This window comes from Mycoplasma sp. 10961 (assembly GCF_055523525.1).
This window is the reverse complement of the sequence record NZ_JBVFVD010000001.1, coordinates 266,690-290,420: the sequence shown is the minus strand read 5'-3', so window position 1 is coordinate 290,420 and position 23,731 is coordinate 266,690. Positions and strand designations below refer to the sequence as shown.

Sequence of the window (23,731 nt, the reverse complement as noted above, 5' to 3'; positions counted from 1 at the left end):
AACTTATAATGCCATTGCAAATTGCTTTGGCGTTTTTCAGTTTAAGTTTGATTGAATTCGATCGTTATTATACCAAACTACATATTCTTGTATCATATCATTGAGTTCATTGAATGTTATTTTGGAATAATCTAAATCATTTAATAATTCGGTTTTAATGATCCCAAACCAATATTCAATTTCTCGATTATCAAGTGAATTTCCCACTCTTGATAACGAAACAACGCCACCAATATTTTGAACTTCTTTAATATATTGATGATGTGTATATTGAAAGCCATGATCTGAGTGAATGATAAAATTTTTGGGTTTGTATTGTTTTAATGAATTTAAATTGTCTAAAACTAGTTCTAGATTATTACTTCTTGATAATTTAAAACCAACAATTTGTTTAGTTTTATGAGACAAAATTGCAGACAAATAAACGTGTGATTCTAACACGTCTTTTGGTGCTTTTATATATGAAACATCAGTTGCATAAATATTTCGATTGTTTTGATCGTTATAATCACGATTTACGAAGTTATCAATTTGTGAAGATACATTTTTAATTTCTTTTCGTTTTGATTTTTGTCTAAGCTTACATTTTAGGCCTAAAAGGTTCATATATCTCCCTAAAGAACGTTCGTTTATATCTATTTTGTATTTTTGAGATATGTAAACACTTAGCTTTAGCCTTCCATATCTTGACTTTGTTTCTATGAACGATTTTTCAATTACATCACTATGTTTAGGGAGTTTTTGTGAAATTTTAATCTTATGAGTTTTAGAAATTGTTTGCCTAGAAATGCCAAAAACTTCTGAAAGCTTCACATAACTTATGCTAAAACTTTTTAATTCAATAACTTTCTTACTTTTGGGTAATTCATTGGTAATTTCATAATATCTTTTAGCTATTTGTAACAAATCATCACGATCAAAAATATCTCAATTTGGTTCTCTTTTCTTCTTAGGACTGCCACTTCCTTTTTTGCGGTTTTCGCCTTTCTTTGTCTGCAATAAGTCTTCCATACCTAAATTATAATACTTAATTATTTTATTAATTCTAACTTTTACACTATTTCTTTGTAAGTTTTTTGTTCCTGGTGATATTTGGTAAATAGCCCGAAAAGCACCTGGGAAACCTGACTTTTGATATTCTTCATATATTTTTGCAAATTCTTCTTTCTTTAAATGTCTTGACATAATTTTCCTTTCAAAAAATTTTTTCGTTGGTACCAACGAATGGTAACAAAAAAGCTAACATTTACATGTTAACTTTTCTGTCCGGCTTTAATCACACACATTTTTTATAATCAAAATATAAATAGATGCACAATGCATAATATAATAAAAAAAACCGCAACGGCGGTTTTATTTGAAGATTAAGTGACGGTGTGGATAAATATAATCAAAAGCTGAGTATAAACTTAACCCAAGGGCTATTAAAGTTGGAATATTAAATAATATAACCGCTCAGTAAACTTCGTTAAAAATTCAAGGTGCAGCTAAGTAACTTATTGAAACAAAAATAACTGCTAAACTAAGGACGATTGTTTTTAATTTTCCATAAAATTTGGCTGCAATGTTAATATTATGTTTATATAAAACAACTCTAGTTCCATCTACAACTAAATCTCTAACTATAAAGATGATTATAATTCAAAATGGAATGATGTTGTAAAATGATAAAAAGATTAAAACAGTTGTTGTAATAACTTTATCTGCTAGTGGATCCCATAATTTTCCAAAAGACGTTATTGCATTATATTTGCGGGCTAAAAAACCATCAATATAATCAGTAATCATTGCAATAATAAAAATCACTAAACTAAATGCAACAATACCAATATCATAAGAATGTACACCTTTATAAACCCACATAAATGGGAATAAAATTAATAAAGGTAAGATCAAGATCATACGTAAAATAGTAAGTAAATTTGGTATTTTTTCTATTTTGATATTTTTCAGCTTTGCAAAACCTCTAAAATTCTTAAATCCATGAGTAATATTATGTTTTAGTTTTGAAAACTTTAATTTAAAAGTTTTGAAATTAATTTTCTTCATTAGCGAGACTCCTGTCAAAATCTTTATTTAAATTATTTAGATATTGTGTTTTAATTTCATTTTTTAATATTTCTGGTTCTTTTAAATCATTTATTTCACTTGAAATTGCTTCTTTAGCTGCTTCTAATGCTAGAGGAAGTTGATCAATAAAAAATTGTAAAGAAGATTGCGAAAGTTTTTTATCTCATAAATTTGAATTTAAATCTTTAAGTACATTTAAGTTAGTCACAAAAACTTTATAACGTTCTGAAGTTTTTAAATAGTTTTTAAATTCATATTCATTTTGTAAATCATTGATTGTTTGAGCAGCAGCATAGTTTAAATGTGACATTTTGTATTTGCCAACACTGACAACAAAATTTTCATGCTCTTTCCGGTTTAATATAATTAATTCATTAATTTTTATAGTTATTTCATTTCAATATATTACAGAATTTTTTTCAAGCTGCAATGCTGCTTCTTTGGTTTTCTTACGGTTTATTTTTTCTTTAATATAAGAATAAATAATATAAGAGAGCAATAAGAGCAGTAAGACACCTAAAATAACTCAAATAATTATTGACGAATCAGTTCCAAAAACACTACTATTGTTATTTGGTTTTGAATTGTTATTTTCCATTCTAACTCCTAATTAATAGGTATTATATTTATTAAATTTAAAGAATAACTTTACTTTATGAAAATAAAGTTATATATATTATATTAAATTAATAAGTTTTTAAAATCTTTTAAAGTAAATATTAAAAATTTTTTAAGACTTGAATATAGCCATAAGAAATTTTTATTTAGCTTTAATACTTAGTTTCCATTTATATTCTTTAACAACTTGGCATTGTTCTTTGATTTGCTGCTCCATCTCAGGGATGCTTGGAATGATTTGACCTGAACCTTCTTGATTATAGTTAATTAAGATACTAAATAATAATTCGTTAACTAATTTTCGATCAATCACAGTTTTCGAATCAGGTTTTTGGTAAGTTACTAGTCCACCTTCTGATAAACGCTCATGAATTTCAATATCTGTATCTTTTACTAACTCTTGCATAAGCTTTTTAAGTTCTTTTGCTTCTTTGGTTAAACGCAAATAATCTTCGGCTAATAATTTTAGTTTTTCAATATCAGCTACTTTAGACACAAACCTCCTTTAAATTAAACTAATGTTATATGTATTTAATACGCTAAATGTTTGTAAATTTAATTGATTTAACGTTGAATTTGTTGCGGGTTTTTCAAATAAACCTGCCTTTCAAGCAAGATATAAAACTAAAATATTGAGACCAAAGAAAATTAATGTTGATAATGCATCGCTTAAAGTTGTTAAAATAGGTGCAGACATAACAGCTGGATCTTTTTTAAATTTAATAGCAACAAGTGGAATAATAGTTCCTAAAAACTTTGCAAAAATAACTACAAATCATAAAGATAATGAACTAGCTAAAATAATAAACGAAAGCGAAACCCAGTCAGTTTGACCATTTTCAAAAGCATCATTTGCAAAACTTGGAATTGCATAATAAATATATAAGCGAATTAAATTTATTAAAAACATAATTCCACCGATAATTGTTCCAACTAATAATTCTTTATAAATAACTTTTTTATATTGACTTGAATCAAATTCACCCAGTGCTGAAGCTCTTGTTACAGTTGTAGTCGACTGAGAACCCGCATTTCCAGCCGAACCACTAATAATTGGTATTAAAGAGACAATAACAGCAGTAGAAATAGTAATACCAAATTGATTGATGCTTTCTTCACTGATGTTTGTAAATTTTTGAATAATATATTGCGATAAGGTTGCAGAAAGCATCAAAATAATTAACCACACAACTCTTGAGCGTACAATTGTTTTAATTGTCGTTTTTAAATAATTTTCTTCTGAAATTTCAGGACTAATTCCGGCCATCTTATACATATCTTCAGTGGCTTCCTCATTGATAACATCAATAATATCATCAGATGTAATCATTCCAATAAGGCGATTTTCAATCGAAACCACTGGCAAAGATGATCGATCATTGTCGGAAAAAACTTTAGCGGCTTGCTCTTTATCATCAGTTGGATATACAGCAGCAACAGGGTTAACTCATGCTTCAAGTCGACTTGTTTCATTATTAAAGATAATTTCTTCTAAGGTAATATCACCGAGTAATTTTCCATCATTATCAACAATGTAAAAATTATGGCCCATAGTCATATTATTATGATAGTCTTTGCGAATTTTTGCTAAAGCATCTTTTAAAGTTCATGAGCTTTTCAAAATTGAAATATCAACTTGCATGATGCTGCCAACTTGGTGGTCTTTATAAAGCAAAATTTGGTTGATAATATCACGTTTTTCTTTTGGTGTATGTGATAGGATCTTGCGCATAATATTAACTGGTAATTCTTCTAAAATATCTACTAGTTCAGCAGTTTCCAATTCTTGTAAAACTTTTTTTCCTAACTCGTCGCTAAATAAGGTAACAAGTCTTGTTTTAATTTCATCTTCCAGGTAACTAAAAATTTCGGCTGATTCAGTTGTGCGCAGTACTCTTAATAAATATAAACGATCTTCATCACTTAGTAATTCATCACCCATAATTAGAGCAAAATTCGGATACGTAGTTTCTTCTTGCAATTCGCGAATTTCGCGAACTTTTTTAGTTTCAATTAATTTTTTAATTTCTTCCACAGATAATTCATGTTTGATTTGGTTCAATATCTTATCCATTACTATCCTTTCAACATCTTAATAAATTCTTGTTGAAATTGATCAATTCTAACTGATAAAATAACGTTTTTTTGAAATAAACGAATTACACCAGTTTGTTCAGAAACTAAAATAGTTATAGCATCAGTCTGATCTGAAATACCAATTGCAGCTCGGTGCCTTGAACCATATGAAGAAGGAACTGATTTATTAGTAATTTTATAAAAAGTAGAAGCATAATAAATTTTGTTTTTTCTAATTATTACAGCTCCATCATGCAATGGTGAATTTTTATTAAAAATTGAAATTAATAAACCACTTGAAATATTTGCATCTAAAATAATTCCATCAGTGCGATAATTATCAAGTAAATCATTATTTTCAACGCTAATAATTGCGCCTATTTTGTATTTTGATAAATATTCAATAGTTTCACGCAATTGGTTAATTAAACGTATTTGTGAACTTTGACCTATTTTATTATATGAATTTTTTCTAGTTCTGTTTTTAATTGATAAATTAATAATCGGTTGTAAAACAAAAAATAAAATAATAACATTAAAAACTAACAGGGTAATTAAAATAATAAAGGTAGTTTGTTCCATGGTTTATTCCTAATCAGTCTTACCGATAAAATAAGCACCAACTAATAAAACAATCACAACAATTATTATTAAAATGGTTAGAATAAGATTTCTAAATAATTCTTTTTTAGATAACGGCAATTTTTCTTGAACTTCTTTATGTTCAAGATTTGCTTGTTCATATTCTGCTTTTTTTCTTGCATATTCAATTTCTTCTTGCCGTAATTTAATAAAATCAAGTTTTGGTTTATTTTGTTTCATTTTATACCTCGTCTTCATCATCAATTTCATAATCAGAATCTATCATGCTTAATGATAATTCCTCAATTTCTTTTAGTTTTTGTTCAACTAATTTGGACTTTGTTTTTTTAACCTTTTCAATCGTATCTTTTTGTTCACCTTTAGAATTAACAAATTTAATTGGTTTAGACAATAAATCAGCATCACTATGGTCATCAGTAAATAATATTGTCGGAACTACCACAGGGTTACGACGCTTTTCTTTATGCATTAGAGCATTAAGACGTTCAATAATTAGTTTTTCAAGTTCAATAACTGTTCAATTAGGGTTATTCTTAATATGGAATAAAATTGCCCCATGACACACTCTTTTACATTCTTCAATTAAAGATTTCGAATTTTTAACAAAGAAAGTCCCCTTTGTTAAAACTTGAGGACGCCCAATAATTTGGTTAGTAGCTTTGTTAATTAAAATCACCATGCTTACAAAACCAGAATCTTTAAGTTGTGCCCTTTCTTTCATAATTTTACCCGAGAAATTTAAAACTGTATTCCCATCAATAAAAATTGGACCAAAATCAATTATTTCGTTTGTGCGTTTAATATTTTCATTCAACATTTCATAAACAACACCTTTTTGTATAATAATTACGTTTTTACGACTCACCCCATTTTCAATAGCACTTTGCCCATGTGCAACACTCATCCTGAATTCTCCATGGTATGGTAAAAAGTATTTGGGTTTAGTTAATTGGAAAATTTTATCGTGTTCACTTTTATAAGCATGCCCTGAAGTATGTAAATAACCATCTACACCATTTTCTTTAATAATCGCACCTAATTTACAAAGTCGGTTGATTAATAATTCAATTACCATGCGGTTGCCAGGGATTGGACTTGATGAAAAAATAATCATATCTCCTTTGGTAATTTTCACTGTTGCATGTTTACCATAGCTCATTCTTGATAATGCAGCAAGTTGTTCTCCTTGCGAACCAGTTGTCAAAATTACAAGCTCAGAATCCTTAGTATTTTGGGCAGTTTTTTTGTCTATTAAAACTTTATCATCAACATTTATATAACCTAGCTTTCGAGCTATTTTAACACCTTGAATCATTGAACGGCCAAAAGTAATAACTTTTTTACCGAGTTTTTGTGCTAGTTCAATAATTACCTTAATACGAGTTAAATTTGATGCAAAAGCAGTAATGATAATTTTCTTTTTTGCATCAGTCATATGCCTTTCAATATCAGTTAAAATATCGCTTTCTGATGGAGAATGCTCTAGTCGCATTGCATTAGTTGAATCGGATAATAAAGCGGTGAGTCCTTGTTTACCCATTTCATCTAGCCTTGCAAAATCAGTGTAATTTCCAATCGGTGTATAGTCAAATCTAAAATCACCAGTGCACATTATGCTTCCATTTGGGGTTATAATTCTTATCCCAAATGAATCAGGAATTGAGTGTTGCGAAGTTCAAAAATCTACTTTGCAACCATTTGGGAAATTATGCACATCATCCTTTTGAATTTCAATAAATTCAATTTTAGATTTTATATTATGTTCATCAAATTTAAGTTTTAAATATTGAATAGCAATACGTGGCGCGAAAATTTTATTTAGTTTTGTTTGTTTTGCTAAATAAACAACACCTCCAATATGGTCTTCATGACCATGGGTAATAAATAACCCTTCAATAGTTTTTTCAGTCCTGTTTAAATATTCGAAATTTGGAATAATTCCTTTGATTCCTGTATTAAAAGTATCTGCAAATTTAATACCAGAATCAATAATAAAAATATGGTTATCATGTTCAATTAGTAAAGTTGATTTACCAATTTCCTCAACTCCCCCAAGTGGAATAATTCTTGTAGGGAGATTCTTTTTCTTATTCATCTTAATCTCTCCTTTTCTTTTAAATTTATATTATGTAATGAATGGAATAAAATAATGGATTAAATAATAGTTATTTAATTTCTTATATTATAACACGATATAACCGAAATAAATTAAGTTAATGAAAAACCTTCAAAGAATTTGAAGGTAATTTGACATGAGATACCTCGATGTCGGCTCGGTAGTATTATAACATAAAATTTAGAATGTGCATCAATCATTTGAATACAAAAAAACACAAGTATGTCTACTTGTGTTTTGGAATTTAAATTATAGAAGATATCACAAAAAATATAGTAAAAAGTATGAAAAACAACAAAATATTTAAATAATATGCAAGGTTATTAATAGGCGATTTAGAAGCTTTCTCTTGATTTCGTGCAATTATTGTTTGACGATATTTATTAGCTTCATTTGCATTCATATAACGCATTTTTCTTTCTTCTTTGTATGTTCCTACATTGGTTTTTGCTTGCTTAAATGGCCTGCTCATTGATTTTCAAAAATTCTTAGTAATAATTAGGATAACAAGCAATAAAGAACTAGATACAATTGCAGATACTGAAAGCAAGTTCAAGAAGGATTTAGCATCATAAGTTTTTTTGATGGTAAAATCAATTAAAAGTATTATTAGAAAAATTAAGAATGATATACCAAATAAGATGTATAAATGTTTTTTGTGTAATTCTTCTTTAATTGAGTTTCAAAGGTTTTTAATCATTATTTGTTTCTTGGTTAGTTCATTTTATAAATTGCTCTTTAGTAGCGTAAACAAAATGGTTTTGATCAGTAGTTAGAGCATAATTTATTGGAACATTTGGATATCTTTGAGCTTTTAGATATTCTAATTCAAATTTAACATCAGTAAATTTTTCGTTAGCATTAGAAACTTTTGGAATAGCTTTAAATAAGTTAATTGTGTAAGGGTGTAGTGGGTTTTGATAAATTTCTTTTGTATCACCTGATTCAACAATTTTACCAAAGTGCATAATTTGAACACGATCGGCAATATATTCAATCATTGATAAATCATGAGCTATAAAAACCATTCCAATATTTTTTTCTAAACATAAATCTTTAAGTAAATTAACAATTTGAGCTTGGATTGAGATATCTAATGAAGCAATTGGTTCATCAGCAACAATAACTTTTGGTTCAGAAATTAAGGCTCTTGCAATAACAATTCTTTGGCGCTGTCCTCCTGAAAATTCATGTGGGTAACGATATGCAAATTGCTTTAATAACCCAACATCTTCTAAACTTTTATAAATCGTTATCTTAGTAAATAAAGATTTTAGTTTCCATAAATTAAATGGTTTCAGTATATAAGTCAAGAATTTTTGTAACTTTTTATTTTTATTTAAAAGCCATAAATCAAATTTAGAAACTCCCAGCAATACATAAGTATTATTTAAATCTTTTGTAAGGTATTTAAGTTCGATATCAAATGATTCAACACCTAATAATTTATCTCGCACATTTGTATCATAAACTTGTAAATCAATTTTAGCTTGTTTTAATTTACGAGTTAATTTTATGATGCTTTCTTGTTTGCTATTTTTTGCTTCTTTAAGTCTTTCTTGGAGTCTTAAAATACGATTAGTTTTATAAAACTCTTTAAATTTCTTATGAACTAACTTAAATAGTTCATTATTTTTCTTAGAAACAATATTGAGCTCTTTCCAAGTATTTTCTTCGCTGTTAATTTGATCTTTAAGTAAATTAATTCTAGTTTCAAAATCTAAAACATATTTTCTAACTTCTTCATTATGAATTTCTTTAGCTTCTTGATACTCTGTTTTAGCTTTGTCTAATTCTTTTGAATTATCATGAGGTTTTTTGAAAAATTCTTTAAATTCCAACTTAATATAATTTAAATACTTATTTAGCTCATTTTTAAAAGAAATTCTGTGTGCATTTTTGCGTTCAGTTGAAAGATTAGTATATTTTGTAAAATCAAATTTATATTCTTGATCAATTATTTTCACTAATTCTTGTTTATATGCTTTTAAAGAACTAAACGAATAAACATCTAAATTTAGTTTTTTTTCAAAAATTGGCAGCGAATTTTGATTAAAAGAACTAATTAACTCTTGGAGCTCATTAAAAGTTAAATATGTTAAAGATGTTTTATTTTTCTTAAATAAACTTTCGGCTTTTTTATTTAATAAGTGTAGTTTTAATTTATAAGCGTGAAATTCAATCTCATAAGCATTATATGATTCATTTCAATTAAGCCTTGATTCATTTTTTAATTCCGCGATAATATTCTTAACTGAATTACGTGAACTAGAATATTCTTCCCATCAATTTAGTGAATTAGCCTTAATGTTTTGGTATGCTTCTTTACGGCTTAATTTATATTGATAATATTCTTTGGTTTTTTTGCTTAATTTAAGTTGTTCATTATACTTTGCTAAAGCCTCCCAATAAGCAACTTCATCAATATCAATTTGATTCAAAGCAAGCTTGGTTTTTGATTCATTATATAATGAAATTAATGAATCGGTATTTGAATATAAATTATTAATAATTGTGGAATTGTTCTTATTTTTCTCTTCTAAAAATGAAAAATAAGAATTAAATTTATCATCGTATGAACCTTCATCATTTTCAAAATCATTTATATTACTCAAAATATCTCTTCATTTATCATTAAAGGGCTTTGTTAATGAATTAGTAATTTTCAGATTTTCTAATCTTAATTTTAGAACAGCTTCTAAAAATGAATAATGGAAGTTTTCTTTAACTTTGCTTCAAGTTTTATCTAAATCTTTAATTTTGTTTTTAATAATTTTATTAACGACTAATGGTTCTTTTAAAATTGTGAAAATTGTATGTTGACCATTAAGAGCAGCCATTGGATCTTGAAAGATCATTTGAATGTTTTTGCGCATGAATTTACGTGTTTAAAGCCGGACAGAAAAGTTAACATGTAAATGTTAGCTTTTCTGTTACCATTCGTTGGTACCAACGAAGAATTTTTTGAAAGGATAAATTATGTCAAGACATTTAAAGAAAGAAGAATTTGCAAAAATATATGAAGAATATCAAAAATCAGGTTTCCCAGGTGCTTTCCAAGCTATTTACCAAATATCACCAGAAACAAAAAACTTACAAAGAAATAGTGTAAAAGTTAGAATTAATAAAATAATTAAGCATTATAATTTAGGTATGGAAGACTTATTGCAGACAAAGAAAGGTGAAAGCCGTAAAAAAGGATGCGGCAAACCTAAGACGAAAAGAGAACCAAATTGAGATATTTTTGATCGTGATGATTTGTTGCAAATAGCTAAAAGATATTATGAAATTACCAACGAATTACCTAAAAGTAAGAAAGTTATTGAATCTAAAAGTTTTAGTATAAGTTATGTTAAGCTTGCAGAAGTTTTTGGCATTTCTAGACAAACAATTTCAAAAACTCAAAATATTAAAATTGCACAAAAACTCCCTAAATATAGTGATGTAATCGAAAAATCGTTCGCAGAAACAAAGTCAAGATATGGAAGGTTAAAACTAAGTGTTTACATATCTAAAAAATACAAAATAGATATAAACGAACGTTCATTAGGGAGATATATGAACCTTTTAGGCCTAAAATGTAAGCTTAGACAAAAATCAAAACGAAAAGAAATTAAAAACCTATCTACTCAGATTGATAACTTCGTAAATCGTGATTATAATGATCAAAACAATCGAAATATTTATGCAACTGATGTTTCATATATAAAAGCGCCAAAAGATGTGTTAGAATCACACGTTTATTTGTCTGCAATTTTGTCTCATAAAACTAAACAAATTATTGGTTTTAAATTATCAAAAAGTAATAATCTAGAACTAGTTTTAGACAATTTAAATTCATTAAAGCAATACAAATCCAAAAATTTTATCATTCACTCAGATCATGGCTTTCAATATACACATCATCAATATATTAAAGAAGTTAAAAATCTTGGTGGGATTATTTCGTTATCAAGAGTGGGAAATTCTCTTGATAATCGAGAAATTGAATATTGGTTTGGAATCATTAAAACTGAATTATTAAATGATTTAGATTACTCAAAAATAACATTTAATGAACTTAATGATATGATACAAGAATATGTAATTTGGTACAACAATGACCGAATTCAATCAAACTTAAACTGAAAAACTCCACAGCAATTTGCTATGGAATTATAAATAACTAAAATGTTAAATTTTGCTGTCCATGTTTAGTTTGAGATGAGATTTTTTTACCTGAAATTAATTTTCCATCTAAACGCACAAACCCATTAAAATCATCATAAAGCCTTAAAAGTGAACGACCAATTGTTGTTTTCCCAGAACCTGATTCACCAATTAAACCAACAATTTCACCCTCTTTAACATCAAAAGAAACATCATCAACAGCTTTGTTAACATGTCCTTTATTAACAAAGAATTTTTTTAAATTAAAAATTTCTAAAATAGGTCTTTTATTATTCATGATCGTTGAACACCTTTCTAAAATTCTTAAGTCTGTTTTCTAATTCTGGAGATAATGCAACTTGTGGAGCTTCTGGATGTAATAACCACGTAGCTGCTGCATGAGTTGGCGATACTTCAAAAAGCGGAGGCTCTTTAACAAAATCAATTTCAAGTGCATAATCATTTCTTGGCGCAAAGGCATCGCCCAAGGGTAAATTATTCATATCCGGAGGCGTTCCTTTGATCGAATATAACCGATCTTCTTTGTTTTCTGGAATTGCAGAAATTAAAGCTCAAGTATAAGGGTGTCTTGGGTCAGTAAAAATATCTTTTTTTGTCCCACGTTCAACAATTTTACCAGCATACATAACATAAATATAATCACAAAACTTAGCAACTACAGAAATATTATGACTAATTAGAATAATTGAAATATTCATTGTTTCACGAATTTGATCAAATAAAGCTAAAATTGAAGCTTGAACCGTTGGATCTAAAGCTGTTGTTGGTTCATCAGCAATTATTAAACTAGGTTTCAAAGCAACAACCATAGTAATTACGATTCTTTGCTTCATACCCCCACTAAGGGTATGTGGATACATGTCAAAAACTTGTTCTGGACCTCTGATACCAAATTTATCTAATAAGTCTACTAGGTATTGACGCTTTTCTTGGTAAGTTTTATTTTTTCAATCCTCATTTTTATTTAAAGCATCTAAGAGTTGCTTGCCAACTTTACGAGTTGGATTTAAGGAAGTTAAAGGATCTTGAGGGATATATCCAATTTTATGTCCCCTAATTTTTTGCCAAAAACTATCTCGTTTTGATTTTAACAAATCAATTCCATCGATATTCATTAAATCAGCAGTAATTAATGAATTTTCATTGATATTTAAAAATGATTTTGAAGTAACTGATTTTCCTGACCCTGACTCACCAACAATACCAACAATTTGACCTTTAGTAATTTCCAAATCAACACCACGGACAATATTTATATATTTATTACGTTTAACCTTAAAACTAACTTTAAGGTTCTTGACAGATAACAAAACATCTTGTGATTCTTGCATATAAATATCCTCCTATTTTGATTTAATAACTTTTGGGTCTAATGCATCATGGACACCTAAAGCAATGAAGTGTAGCGAAACCGAAATTGAAAGTAAGATTAATGATGGAAGTAACAAGGTCCAAATATTTGTGGCAGCTTCAGCAGGGGCTGAAGAAATAATTTTTCCTAAGTTTGCATTATCAGATTTAAAGAAACCTAAGAAGGCAAGTGATGAAATTGAAAGAATAATTGACGGAATTGATGCAACGTAGCTAGTTGCAACTTTACCAACAATTGAAGGCAATGCATGTTTATAAATTAAACGGACTTTTGAAGCACCAACTGATTGAGAGGCGGTAATAAATTCTGAATCCTTAACTGTAATAATAAATAATCTTGTTCTACCAACTGAACCAACTCAACCAACAAAGATTAAAGCAAAACCTAAAGTTAAGTCAGTTGTTCCAAATAAAGTAGCAAATAATAATAACCAAATTAAAGTTGGTGGAGCTGAAAAAATATCAATTAAACGCATGATAATTGTATCAGCGGGCTTTCCAACATGAAACCCTAAGTAGGATCCAATAGCAACTCCAATTAAGGTTTGTAAGGTAGCAACAACTAAAGCAAGTCTAATTGCTCTTCAAGTTCCAATTCAACTTTGAGTTCATATATCAATACCAGTACTTGTAGTTCCTAAATAAGTTCCTAATTTAATGTGTGGGTTAGCGGCTAAAATTTCTTGGTAATATTTAGCAGCCTCTTGTGCAGAAATTATTGGGCTAATGCCAGAATTAATTAAAACAATATGCACCGAGTCAATTTCATACCATTTGTAAAAATCAATATATCTAACTAAATTTCCACTTGTCAGATCTTGAGTAAAGTATTCTGGTTTGTTAAACTGATTTCATAAATACCCGCCATAATAGTCCGCTTTTTGTCAAGCTAAGGCATTTTCAGTAAAGTAATTATCACTAAAAACTAACTTAGAATTTATTTTACCAGCTCAAATTGCAGGTAAAGATTTTACAAATGATGAACCTGTATTAGTGGTTAGGCCAGCTTTCTCACCAATTAAATTAAGTTTGGTAGTTTGATCTACCGAAATATCTGCACTATAGTTTGAATAAGTTGTTACGACTATCGATGTTATAAAGACTGCTAAAAAAACAATTAAGAATAAAACTGAAGGCCAACTTTTGAAGAATCTTTTGAAGATTTCCACCATTAATTTTTTTGGCTTACCGGCAACGTTACTAAAGTTATTGGTTTGAGGAGCAAAAGCAAATGGATTAGTAATATTATCCAATTTTAGTTTATATTTTTGGTTAAATTCTTTACTAGTCATTTATTCCTCCTTGTAATTGCTTGTGTTTTACAAAATCTTTATTACGTTGCATAGTACGCATAAATATTTGTCAATAACTAAACCCTGATTGAGATGAATATTTAATTCTGGGATCTAAAATAGTATATGAGATGTCAACAACAATCGTAGTCATAACACCTAAAAATGTGAAGAAGACTGTGTTGAACATAATAATGTTAATTTCCCCTTGTGGGAAAGATTGGGCAATAATTTCTGAAGTACCAGGTATATTTCAGTATCTTTCAATAACAATTCCTCCAGTTAATAAACCAATATATGAAGGAATTAAAATTGCTGCTAAAGGAATTGAAATATTTCTTAAGACATATTTGAAGAAAATTTCAGATTGTTTTAATCCTTTTGAACGTGCGATTAATACATAATTTGATGTTAAAACCGTAATGACTTGGTTTCTTGTATAAGTAATATACCCAGATAAAGAACCGAGCACTACAATTAAAATAGGCGGTATTCAAGACAAGAAAATTTGGCTTTTAGTGTAAACTTGTGAACTTTGTGCTGAATATGGGTTAATGAAGTTTGGTGTAATATTAACCCTTAATAAAATTGAAATTAAGATTGGGGCAATAATAAATGATGGTAAGGCAATAAAGAACAGCGAAAAAACATTAATTCCTGCATCAAATATTGTTCCCCGCTTGTACCCAGCAACTGTACCAAGCACAATACCCATAATAGCACTAATAAAGAACGCCGGAAGAGTAATAATTATTGATAATTTTAAGTATTTAAAGAATAATTCCGAAATTGATGATGTTTGTGTTTGTTGGAAAATATTTTCATTAAATGGTTCTCCAAATGGGTTTTGTTTGTTTGTAAAAATATCACTAAGTCAATATCCAAAGCGGGTAAACGGACTTAAGCGATAGTTGAGTCAAACATTTTCAAATTCATCATAACGATTGGCTCAAGAAGCGGGTAAAAAATGGTATCTTACTGAATCATTAAAAAGCTTTTTTAATAATTCTTTATTTGAATTATTGTTACTACTAGATTCTGAAGTTGCTAATGCTTTTTCTACAAATGGATTAACAGAAAACTGAGCTGTTAACACATATACTACAAAAACAATAATTAGCAAAGTCAAAATAGCAAAGCCGATCCTTTGTAAAATGTATTTTAACATTAATTTTCCTTTCTATCATAAAACACAAAGCAATAAACAATCATGTTTATTGCTGTTTATGTTATTTATCTTGTTTTGGTTCTTCTAGTCTCACTAAGTAAGTTGAGTAATCACTTTCGTTAGGTGTATTAGGATAAATATAGTTAGGGTTTACTAAAACATCTGAAATTCCGTTTGTTGTTGAAGTATAGAATGGGTTAGGTAATAAACCAGAAATATTTGTTAATTCGCTTGTAAATTTAATAAGTTCATCTTTAGTTAATGCATGTGTTGTATCTGTATTCAATCACAATAAGTAGTATGCAGAAAGTTCGTATGCACTAAGATATTTAGTTGTATCCTCTTTTGGTATATCTTTTAAGACAACATTTGTATCAGTTGATTTTTCTTCGTCCACAAGTTTGTGACCTAAATAATCTGGCAATGAGTGTAAATCTTTATTTGTGAGTTTTGACCATTTTTCAACTGGAATTGATATTTTTAAAGTTTCCTTATTTAATTCTAAATAAGTTTTTAATTTCTGAGCTGCTTTGAATAAAGTTGGATATGCTAAAGCAACTTTTGTACTATATTGCTCATCATAAGCAATTGCAGCAAGAATTGGCATTGCATATTTTCATGATCTATAGTCATTTGAACCGTTAATTAATTCATAATCAGAATTTCAGCCAATTAGTTCAGCTGGTGAAGGTGAATATAAGAAGTAACTTTGTAATGATTTAGTAGCATTTTGTGGATCTAATTTTACAACAGAAACATTCATTCTTTCAGGGTATAATGAGTTAAGTACCTTTACTTGGTTTAAAAGTGATTGTTGTTCTTTTTCATTATAATTAGTAAATCTATATGAAATCACAAATCTAATTTTACTATTTCCTTTCTCTTTATCGCTATCTTCTTTGTAAGCTGGATTTTCATTGTAAAATTCATCAACTAGGGTTTTAAAACGTTCTTTTAGTGTTTGATAAGCAGCAGATTGATATTTTTGATCAGCCGCTTGTCCAACTACATTGTTTTCACTAGGTCTTAATTCAGTCCCTAAGTTACCACCAAGATCAACTCTTTGATTAGTGTTGCGATCCACAACAAAAAGTTCGTTGATTTGGTCGGCTAATTTTCTCGGTGTATCTGTGTCAGTATTTACAAATGGTGTATCTTGGGCAACACCAGTAAGTCAAGCCATACCATCAAGAGGTTGAAGTGATTCTTTAGCAGCATGATCTCAGTTAATTGCTGATGTAATAATGTTTCTAAATTCTGCCCCTCTTCCTGTTGTTGTGTAAGTTAAAGTATTTGTTGCTGTACCTTTGTTAAGTTCTTCATGAGTTGCTCCTCAAAGTAATTTTGCAAATGCATCATTAAAATATTTATCGTTAAATTCTTTGTTTTGTCCATAATTTGGGATTACTGATAAATAGTAGTAACCTAAAGTTGATTTTTTGTTTGAACTTTGAGATTTGCTTAGTCCAAAAACGTCTTTATTTTTAATGATTTTTTGTTGAGTATTTGCATCTAATTGTGTAAATGAAATTGCTGAAGTAGTTCCTGAAATAAATGCATTATAGTTTTGACTTTTATATACATTTGCATCAACAGGTGCATTAAGATAGACATGTTGTAATTCTTTTAATCTACCAGGTGTATTTACATATGCTTGATCTTTATATTCTGTATTTAATACTCAACGTTTTGTTAAATCAGTAGCATCATATCCTTTATAGTAATATCTACCAGCATATAAAGTTGTATCATTGGTAAGCCCATACCAGTATACTGCTGAGTCTTTAGTTTTACCAGTAGCTTTTGCTAGGTCACTTGCGATTGTTGCTTCTCTACCTTTTTCTTTTTGGAGTGGGACAAACTTTCTTAGTTCAGCTAGATTTTTGTTCATTTCATCAATGTATTGACTTGGTGCTGGAACATAATCATAGTTACCAAATAAAATACTTTTGTAGAATTCTACAAATTGTGCGGTAGCATTTGGATCAACTTTTTGAAATACTAAGTAATTTTTGTCACCATCTTTTTTAATAAATGAACTTTCGTCAATTATTTTGTCAAAATCAATATTGTACAGTCCGTATAAATATTTATTACTGAAGGTATTTTTCTCATCAAATGTACCAGCAGAATTTGGAATAATTGTTTTAGCTGTTTCGTCTAAGTGTTTTGATCCACCATTTTCAAGACGTGCCTTAGTATCTGAATGTAAGTAAGTTCTTAAAATTCCGTAATAGAAATCTCTAGCAACGATTTTGTAATTTGTTTTCGTACCAGTTGAATCTACCCAATTTGCAGATTCATCAACCTCAATTTCAAATTTAGATGCTTTTGATAAGTCATCAAAAAATTTAGGATTGTTGATTGATTTAGGATCATTGCTGGTTAATTCTATGAAAGATGATGCATAATATTTCCCATCAATTGTCGGAGCTCCTAAAGGCTCAGTTTTATCATTATCATAAACAACTTCTTTACCATCAACATATAGTTTAATAGATTTTGCATATTCTAAGGTTCATTTTAAGGTTGAAGGTTTAGTTACATAAGTTTTTTTGACTGCATTAATACCGTCAGCACTAATTAATTCTTCTTCAAAAAATTCAGCTTTGCCAGATCCTTCGTGTCTAAATAAGAAACCTGATGAAGCTAATCCTACACCCGCTGATGAACCACTGATTGAACCAGAATACTTAGATCCATCAAACTCGCCAGCAGATTGTTCATATTTAGAGTTAAATTGATTACGGTAAATGTATTGTTTTGCATAGTTCGCAAATGTTTCGGTGACTAAAATATTATCACCACTATTGCCACAAGCTACAGTGGCTATTGGTAAGGCAAGTGCACTTAATGTACTTGCAAATAAAAATAATTTTCTTTTTTTCATAATAATTCCTTTTATTTAATAGTAATGTTTAAAATAATTTTTTTCCAATTTTGATTCATTGGTTAATGAGGTCTTCTAAATAATCATATCCCTCATCATAAAATTTGCTGTTTGTAAGGTCTACACCAACTTTTTTTAATATCTCTAACGGATAATCGTTACCACCGGCACCTAAAAAGTTTTGAATGTAATTTTCAAGAGCCTGGGCGCCATATTTTTTATATTGTTTAAAGAAATAAACTGCAACTAATTGTCCAATTGCATATTTATAGACATAGAAACCATAATAATAATGCGGTACATAAATCGATTGAATGGTTCCTTTAGGTGTATACTTTAAAGAATCATTTAAAGTATATTTTTTAGCATTTTCAAAGTATATTTTACTAATTGAATCATAACTTGAACTAGCCCTTCCTTGCTCAATTGCTTTGTATAAATCATATTCGTAGTTAGCTCATAAAACTTGCTTATGCACAGTGCCGCTAAAACCACTAATAAGATTATTTAATAAATAGAAAGTTAATTTATCATTATTTGAGTTTGTAATTAAATAATCAAATAACATTAATTCATTAAAAATAGAAGCAATCTCAGCCAAGAAAATTGGATAACTTGCATTATTAATATCATTATGTTTATCAGAATAATACGAATGCATTGAGTGACCTAATTCGTGGGCCAAGGTTTCAACACTACGTAACATCCCATCAAAATTCATTAAAATATATTTTTTATCAATACCATATGTAGCACCAATACTATAAGCACCAGAACGCTTAGTAGTTGTGCTCATATAGTCAACTCAATTTTCATTTAGGGCTTTCCATACTTGGTTGTAGTATTCAGAGCCAAAAGGTTCAAGCGCTTTTAAAACTAAGTCGTTAGCTTCTTTGACTGAATATGACGTTTTAACTTTAACTAGTTCACGAGATCAATCATAATCGTGAAATTCTTCACCAAAACGTTTTTTATAAAATATTTTTAAATTACGAACATACTTTTTCAAAATTTGTTTTTTCTGCGCAACTTTTTGAAATAGAGTTTGCAAAATTTCGTCACTTATTTTGTCTTCATAAGTCAACATATGGACTGTTGAATCATACTTGCGTACTTTTGCTTCTGAAACTAGCATATTAAAATGTTGATACAATATTTCTGCAAAAGAATCTTTATGCTTATAATAAGCATCTCAATATTTTTGATAAGCTTGCTTGCGAACTTCTTTATCGCTTGATTTCAATAATTTATTACGTTTAATTGGGTCAAGTTTAGTTTTTTGACCATTTGGCATCTTTACATAACCATAATCAAGCTCGCTATCACTTAAAATACTAAATATAGAATGTGGGTTAGGTGCACCTAGTGAACTTTGCACTAAGTATTCTTCTACTTTATCATCTAATTTATATTTTTGTGATGCTATTAAATCTTCAATAGCTCGTTTATAACTTTTTAACCTTGGATCATCTTTCCATACTTTCATTTTGTCAATATTTTTAAAGAAACGTGGTAACTCAGATCCAAATTCTTGATTTAGTAAATAAGCTTGATATTCAAAATCTTTTTCTCATTTAATATATTGAGCATTATTTAAATCAGTACTCAAATTATTAGAAATATAGTTATAAATCTTATTAGAAATAATAGTTTGCTCTTGTTCTAATTTAATATCATCTAAATAAGCATCAATTGAATCATATTTTGAATCTTTTACTGCGATCCGTTTTTTTGTTATATTTTGATATTGATTAATTCAATATTCTAAGCTTTTACCCTGTAATAAATCTTCTAAATCTCAGCGATATTTTGCTTCAACATCCTTATGATTTTTATATTGTTTAATTTCCACAAAACCTCCATTTAAATCAAAAAATCTTGTAGAGTATAAATCTACAAGACTAATTTAATAATATAAATTAAATAAGGTTTTAAAAACCCAAATTATTATTAATAGAAATGTAAATCTATAGCTCCAAGGGCGATAAACACCCAAGAGTAGAAATCTTTTATGACTTTCTACCAGCATTTAAAATTGCCACCTTAAATGCTTCGGCTTTTATGTCCTTTCAATATTCTATGTATGCCTACTGAAATATTTACTAATCCTAAAAGCTCCTCTATAGTAATCTTCATAACAGATTTCTAAACTTATTAATCTGTTATGAATAACAACTCAACAGATTAATATTAAAACATACAAATGTTATGGAATAACATAGTATAAATAGAGTTAATATTAATCAGTGTAATGAGTCTTTTGTTTTTCATGAGCAAATTATATCATATAAATTTTAAAAACAAGAAAAATATTTTTTGTTTTTTAGTTTGTGTTTTTTGGAAAAGTCACTTGCGAGATATTAACAAAATAATTGTCTAACAATATATTTTTCTAAATTTTTGATATAATTCTATAGTCTCCTTTAATTTTTGAAAATTTATTAATACCATTATTTTATTACAAGGCAGACAAAAAAATAATGTCACATGCAAAGCGCTTGCATGTGACATTTACATTAATAGTTTATTAACTACCTAAATAATTGAAATTATTCAAACCTTCAAATTTAAATTTTTAATATATAATATAAGTTATGAAAAAAATAAGCAATATTTTTGACCTTAAATCTACTGAAATGAGAATTGCTGAAAAATCATTAAAGAAAATTAATTCACTTGAAGCAATAGTCTCAAAATTTACTGATGAAGAATTGAAATCAAAAACATCCTTTTTTAAGGATTTACTTAAACAAGGTTATACACTAGAAGATATCCGTGAGGATGTTTTTGCAATTGCTCGCGAAGCAACTAAAAGAGTTTTAGGCAAAAGACCTTTTGATGTTCAAATATTAGGAGGGTTACTCCTAGACCTTGGTTCAGTTGCTGAAATGAAAACAGGTGAAGGTAAAACAATTACTTCAATTGCTCCAGTTTATTTAAATGCTTTACTTGGTAAAGGAGCAATTGTTTCAACTGTTAATGAATATTTAACAGAACGTGATGCCATTGAAATGGGTGAAGTATTTAACTTCCTTGGTTTAACGGTTGGAATTAATAAAGCCCAATTAGACCCAAGTTCAAAACGAGCCGCCTATGCTTGTGATATCACTTACTCAGTTCATTCTGAACTAGGATTTGACTATTTAAGAGACAACATGGTTACTAATAAACACGAAAAAGTACAACGTGGTTTATATTTTTGTTTGATTGATGAAGTTGACTCAATTTTAATAGACGAAGCTAAAACACCGTTAATTATTTCTGGAGGAGAAAAAGAAGACATTAGTACATATTTCGCTGCTGATCAATTTGTAAGAACTTTATCACACCAAGATTATATTATCGATGAAGAATCGAAAGTTGTTGCCTTAACACACTCAGGAATTCAAAGGGCAAATGAATTTTTCAATACTCCAAATATTTATAATATGGAAAATAGCGAAAAAATTCATCTAATTCAAAATGCATTAAGAGCTCATAAAATTATGCGTATTGACGTTGAATATATTGTAAGAGACGGAAAAATAGAACTAGTTGATGCATTTACAGGAAGAATTATGGATGGTCGGAGCTATTCAGAAGGGTTGCAGCAAGCTATCCAGGCTAAAGAACAAATTGAAATTGAACCAGAAACCAAAACTCAAGCCACAATTACCTACCAAAACTTCTTTAGAATGTTCAAAAAACTTTGTGGAATGACAGGTACTGGTAAAACTGAAGAGCAGGAATTCATTGATATTTATAATATACGTGTAAATGTTGTGCCGACAAATAAACCAATTGCTAGAATAGATGAGCCTGATTCTATTTTTTATGATTCAGAAGATAAATGAAATGCTGTGGTGGAAAAAGTTTGAGAATTATATGAAAAAGGTCAGCCCGTTTTAGTTGGGACTTCGCAAATTGAAGATTCAGAAGTCTTGCATAAACTTCTTTTAAAACGGGGAATACCTCATACTGTTTTAAATGCTAAACAAAATGCTTCTGAAGCTGAAATTATTGCTAAAGCTGGAGAAGTTAAATCAGTTACAATTGCAACTAACATGGCAGGTAGGGGAACTGATATTAAACCTACTCCAGAAGCAATTGCTTTAGGTGGCTTATATGTTTTAGGTACCGATAAAGCCGAAGCAAGGCGTATTGATAACCAATTAAGAGGTCGTTCAGGACGTCAAGGTGATGTTGGAACGAGTAAATTCTTAGTTTCCTTAGAAGACCAACTTATCAAGCGTTTTGCTTCATATGAACAATTCCAAGAAGCTTATGCAGATAAAAAAGGCAATGAAATATCAAGTAAAACATTAAGATTACAATTTAATTATGCACAAAAGAAAATTGAAGGTTTTAACTATGATTCTCGGAAATCAGTGCTTAATTATGATGATGTAATTCGCCAACAAAGGGATTTAATTTATGCCCAACGTGATTTAATTTTAACTAGTTCAAATGTTGATTTTATTATTAAAAGAATGTTTGCATCAGCTGCTAAATCAGTTGTTCAAAACGATGAATTTAATACACATCACAATTATGATTATGATGCATTAGTTAGATTTTTAAATGAAAATATTGGTCAATTAGTTTCATTTAACTTTGATATTTCAGATATAGTTAAAGTCCATGAAACTGACTTACCTGAATATATTGCTAATATTATTCTTTCATTATATGAAGAATGAATTAAGAATGCTAAAAATAATGCTGAAGAATCAGAAATTGCTTCATTACAAAAACAAACCATTCTATCCGTTTTAGACGCGCGTTGACAACGTCAAATTAACCGCATGGATAAATTACGCTCCAACGTTAATTTAGTGCAATATTCGCAAAAAAATCCTTATCAAGTGTATACAGAAGAAGGAACTAAGTTATTTGAAGCAATGATTAATGATATTGCTTATAAAGTTATGATTCAAATTCTTAAACATCGCATGGGTAAAAAATCATTAATTACCAAAGCAATGAGAATGGATCCTTTATTCCAAACGATGATGCAAGTCTTCACCTTTGATACTTCTAAAACAATTGAAGAATTTGAAAAAGAAGTTGTGGCAAAATACCAAGAATTGCAAAAACGTACTGCTGATTTATCAAATAACCAGCAAAATAATTAAGCTAAAAAATACTAAATAAATAATGTGTAGAATAACTACTTTTTTGCACTACTTTTTTAATTTTTTGCCCAGACTGTTGGGGTTAATCATTTTTTTATTTTTTGATTTATATTATGGATTCCTTTGTCGCAAAAAAGATAACGAAAAAACAAACCAAAAAAATTTTTTTCTTCTTTGGCAACTAAATTGGAAAATTTATATATTTTTTGATGTTTTTACTGTCTAAAAAATTAAGATATGATT

The 23,731-nt window shown here is 28.6% G+C and carries 18 protein-coding genes and 1 riboswitch; of the genes, 2 read left to right on the top strand and 16 right to left on the bottom strand.

Annotated elements, in window-relative coordinates; genetic code table 4:
- Positions 1 to 3 precede the first annotated feature (3 nt).
- From AC0B4T_RS01310 to AC0B4T_RS01265, 10 genes are all read right to left on the bottom strand, one after another.
- Positions 4 to 1,185: an IS3 family transposase gene (locus AC0B4T_RS01310; protein ID WP_465102800.1), complete on the bottom strand. Its 1,182-nt coding sequence runs from the start codon at positions 1,183 to 1,185 to the stop codon at positions 4 to 6.
- Between the two features lie 168 nt (positions 1,186 to 1,353).
- On the bottom strand, positions 1,354 to 2,049 hold the full coding sequence (pgsA, locus tag AC0B4T_RS01305) for a CDP-diacylglycerol--glycerol-3-phosphate 3-phosphatidyltransferase (RefSeq protein ID WP_465102799.1): 696 nt from the start codon (positions 2,047 to 2,049) through the stop codon (positions 1,354 to 1,356).
- Positions 2,036 to 2,668, bottom strand: coding sequence for an MHJ_0274 family protein (locus tag AC0B4T_RS01300; protein ID WP_465102798.1), 633 nt, complete (start codon positions 2,666 to 2,668; stop codon positions 2,036 to 2,038). The genes pgsA and AC0B4T_RS01300 overlap by 14 nt, the downstream gene beginning before the upstream one ends.
- 162 nt (positions 2,669 to 2,830) lie before the next feature.
- Complete coding sequence (locus tag AC0B4T_RS01295) at positions 2,831 to 3,184, bottom strand: hypothetical protein (protein WP_465102797.1); 354 nt, start codon at positions 3,182 to 3,184, stop codon at positions 2,831 to 2,833.
- 9 nt (positions 3,185 to 3,193) lie between these two features.
- Positions 3,194 to 4,762: a magnesium transporter gene (mgtE, locus tag AC0B4T_RS01290; protein ID WP_465102796.1), complete on the bottom strand. Its 1,569-nt coding sequence runs from the start codon at positions 4,760 to 4,762 to the stop codon at positions 3,194 to 3,196.
- 2 nt (positions 4,763 to 4,764) lie between these two features.
- Positions 4,765 to 5,346, bottom strand: a complete 582-nt coding sequence (locus AC0B4T_RS01285) for a diadenylate cyclase (protein WP_465102795.1) — start codon at positions 5,344 to 5,346, stop codon at positions 4,765 to 4,767.
- A 9-nt stretch (positions 5,347 to 5,355) separates the two neighbouring features.
- Positions 5,356 to 5,586, bottom strand: a complete 231-nt coding sequence (locus AC0B4T_RS01280; RefSeq protein WP_465102488.1) for a hypothetical protein — start codon at positions 5,584 to 5,586, stop codon at positions 5,356 to 5,358.
- Between the two features lies 1 nt (position 5,587).
- Entirely contained in the window at positions 5,588 to 7,462 is a 1,875-nt protein-coding gene (locus AC0B4T_RS01275) for a ribonuclease J (RefSeq protein WP_465102794.1), read from the bottom strand.
- Between the two features lie 265 nt (positions 7,463 to 7,727).
- Positions 7,728 to 8,183 carry a hypothetical protein gene (locus AC0B4T_RS01270; RefSeq protein WP_465102793.1) on the bottom strand — a complete coding sequence of 152 codons (456 nt, stop codon included), beginning with the start codon at positions 8,181 to 8,183 and terminating at the stop codon, positions 7,728 to 7,730.
- Positions 8,176 to 10,359: an ATP-binding cassette domain-containing protein gene (locus tag AC0B4T_RS01265; protein WP_465102792.1), complete on the bottom strand. Its 2,184-nt coding sequence runs from the start codon at positions 10,357 to 10,359 to the stop codon at positions 8,176 to 8,178. The genes AC0B4T_RS01270 and AC0B4T_RS01265 overlap by 8 nt, the downstream gene beginning before the upstream one ends.
- 103 nt (positions 10,360 to 10,462) lie before the next feature.
- Between AC0B4T_RS01265 and AC0B4T_RS01260 the strand changes: the two genes are divergently transcribed.
- On the top strand, positions 10,463 to 11,644 hold the full coding sequence (locus AC0B4T_RS01260; RefSeq protein WP_465102648.1) for an IS3 family transposase: 1,182 nt from the start codon (positions 10,463 to 10,465) through the stop codon (positions 11,642 to 11,644).
- A 4-nt stretch (positions 11,645 to 11,648) separates the two neighbouring features.
- On the opposite strand, the gene AC0B4T_RS01255 is transcribed toward AC0B4T_RS01260, so the two are convergent.
- The 6 genes from AC0B4T_RS01255 to pepF all read right to left on the bottom strand — a co-directional run bounded on the left by AC0B4T_RS01255 (position 11,649) and on the right by pepF (position 20,226).
- A complete protein-coding gene (locus AC0B4T_RS01255; RefSeq protein ID WP_465102791.1) occupies positions 11,649 to 11,930 on the bottom strand; it encodes an ATP-binding cassette domain-containing protein in 282 nt (93 codons plus the stop codon).
- On the bottom strand, positions 11,923 to 12,984 hold the full coding sequence (locus tag AC0B4T_RS01250; protein ID WP_465102790.1) for an ABC transporter ATP-binding protein: 1,062 nt from the start codon (positions 12,982 to 12,984) through the stop codon (positions 11,923 to 11,925). The genes AC0B4T_RS01255 and AC0B4T_RS01250 overlap by 8 nt, the downstream gene beginning before the upstream one ends.
- A gap of 12 nt (positions 12,985 to 12,996) precedes the next feature.
- On the bottom strand, positions 12,997 to 14,316 hold the full coding sequence (locus tag AC0B4T_RS01245; protein ID WP_465102789.1) for an ABC transporter permease subunit: 1,320 nt from the start codon (positions 14,314 to 14,316) through the stop codon (positions 12,997 to 12,999).
- Positions 14,309 to 15,484 (bottom strand): ABC transporter permease, encoded by a 1,176-nt coding sequence (locus AC0B4T_RS01240; RefSeq protein WP_465102495.1) that lies wholly within the window; start codon positions 15,482 to 15,484, stop codon positions 14,309 to 14,311. Before AC0B4T_RS01240 ends, AC0B4T_RS01245 begins: the two co-directional genes overlap by 8 nt.
- Before the next feature lie 61 nt (positions 15,485 to 15,545).
- Positions 15,546 to 18,374, bottom strand: coding sequence for an OppA family ABC transporter substrate-binding lipoprotein (locus tag AC0B4T_RS01235; protein WP_465102788.1), 2,829 nt, complete (start codon positions 18,372 to 18,374; stop codon positions 15,546 to 15,548).
- A 28-nt stretch (positions 18,375 to 18,402) separates the two neighbouring features.
- Positions 18,403 to 20,226, bottom strand: a complete 1,824-nt coding sequence (pepF, locus tag AC0B4T_RS01230; protein ID WP_465102787.1) for an oligoendopeptidase F — start codon at positions 20,224 to 20,226, stop codon at positions 18,403 to 18,405.
- Between the two features lie 110 nt (positions 20,227 to 20,336).
- Positions 20,337 to 20,505: riboswitch (Lysine riboswitch) on the bottom strand.
- 463 nt (positions 20,506 to 20,968) lie between these two features.
- Here pepF and secA point away from each other — a divergent pair.
- A complete protein-coding gene (secA, locus tag AC0B4T_RS01225) occupies positions 20,969 to 23,488 on the top strand; it encodes a preprotein translocase subunit SecA (RefSeq protein ID WP_465102786.1) in 2,520 nt (839 codons plus the stop codon).
- The last annotated feature ends 243 nt before the right edge of the window (positions 23,489 to 23,731 follow it).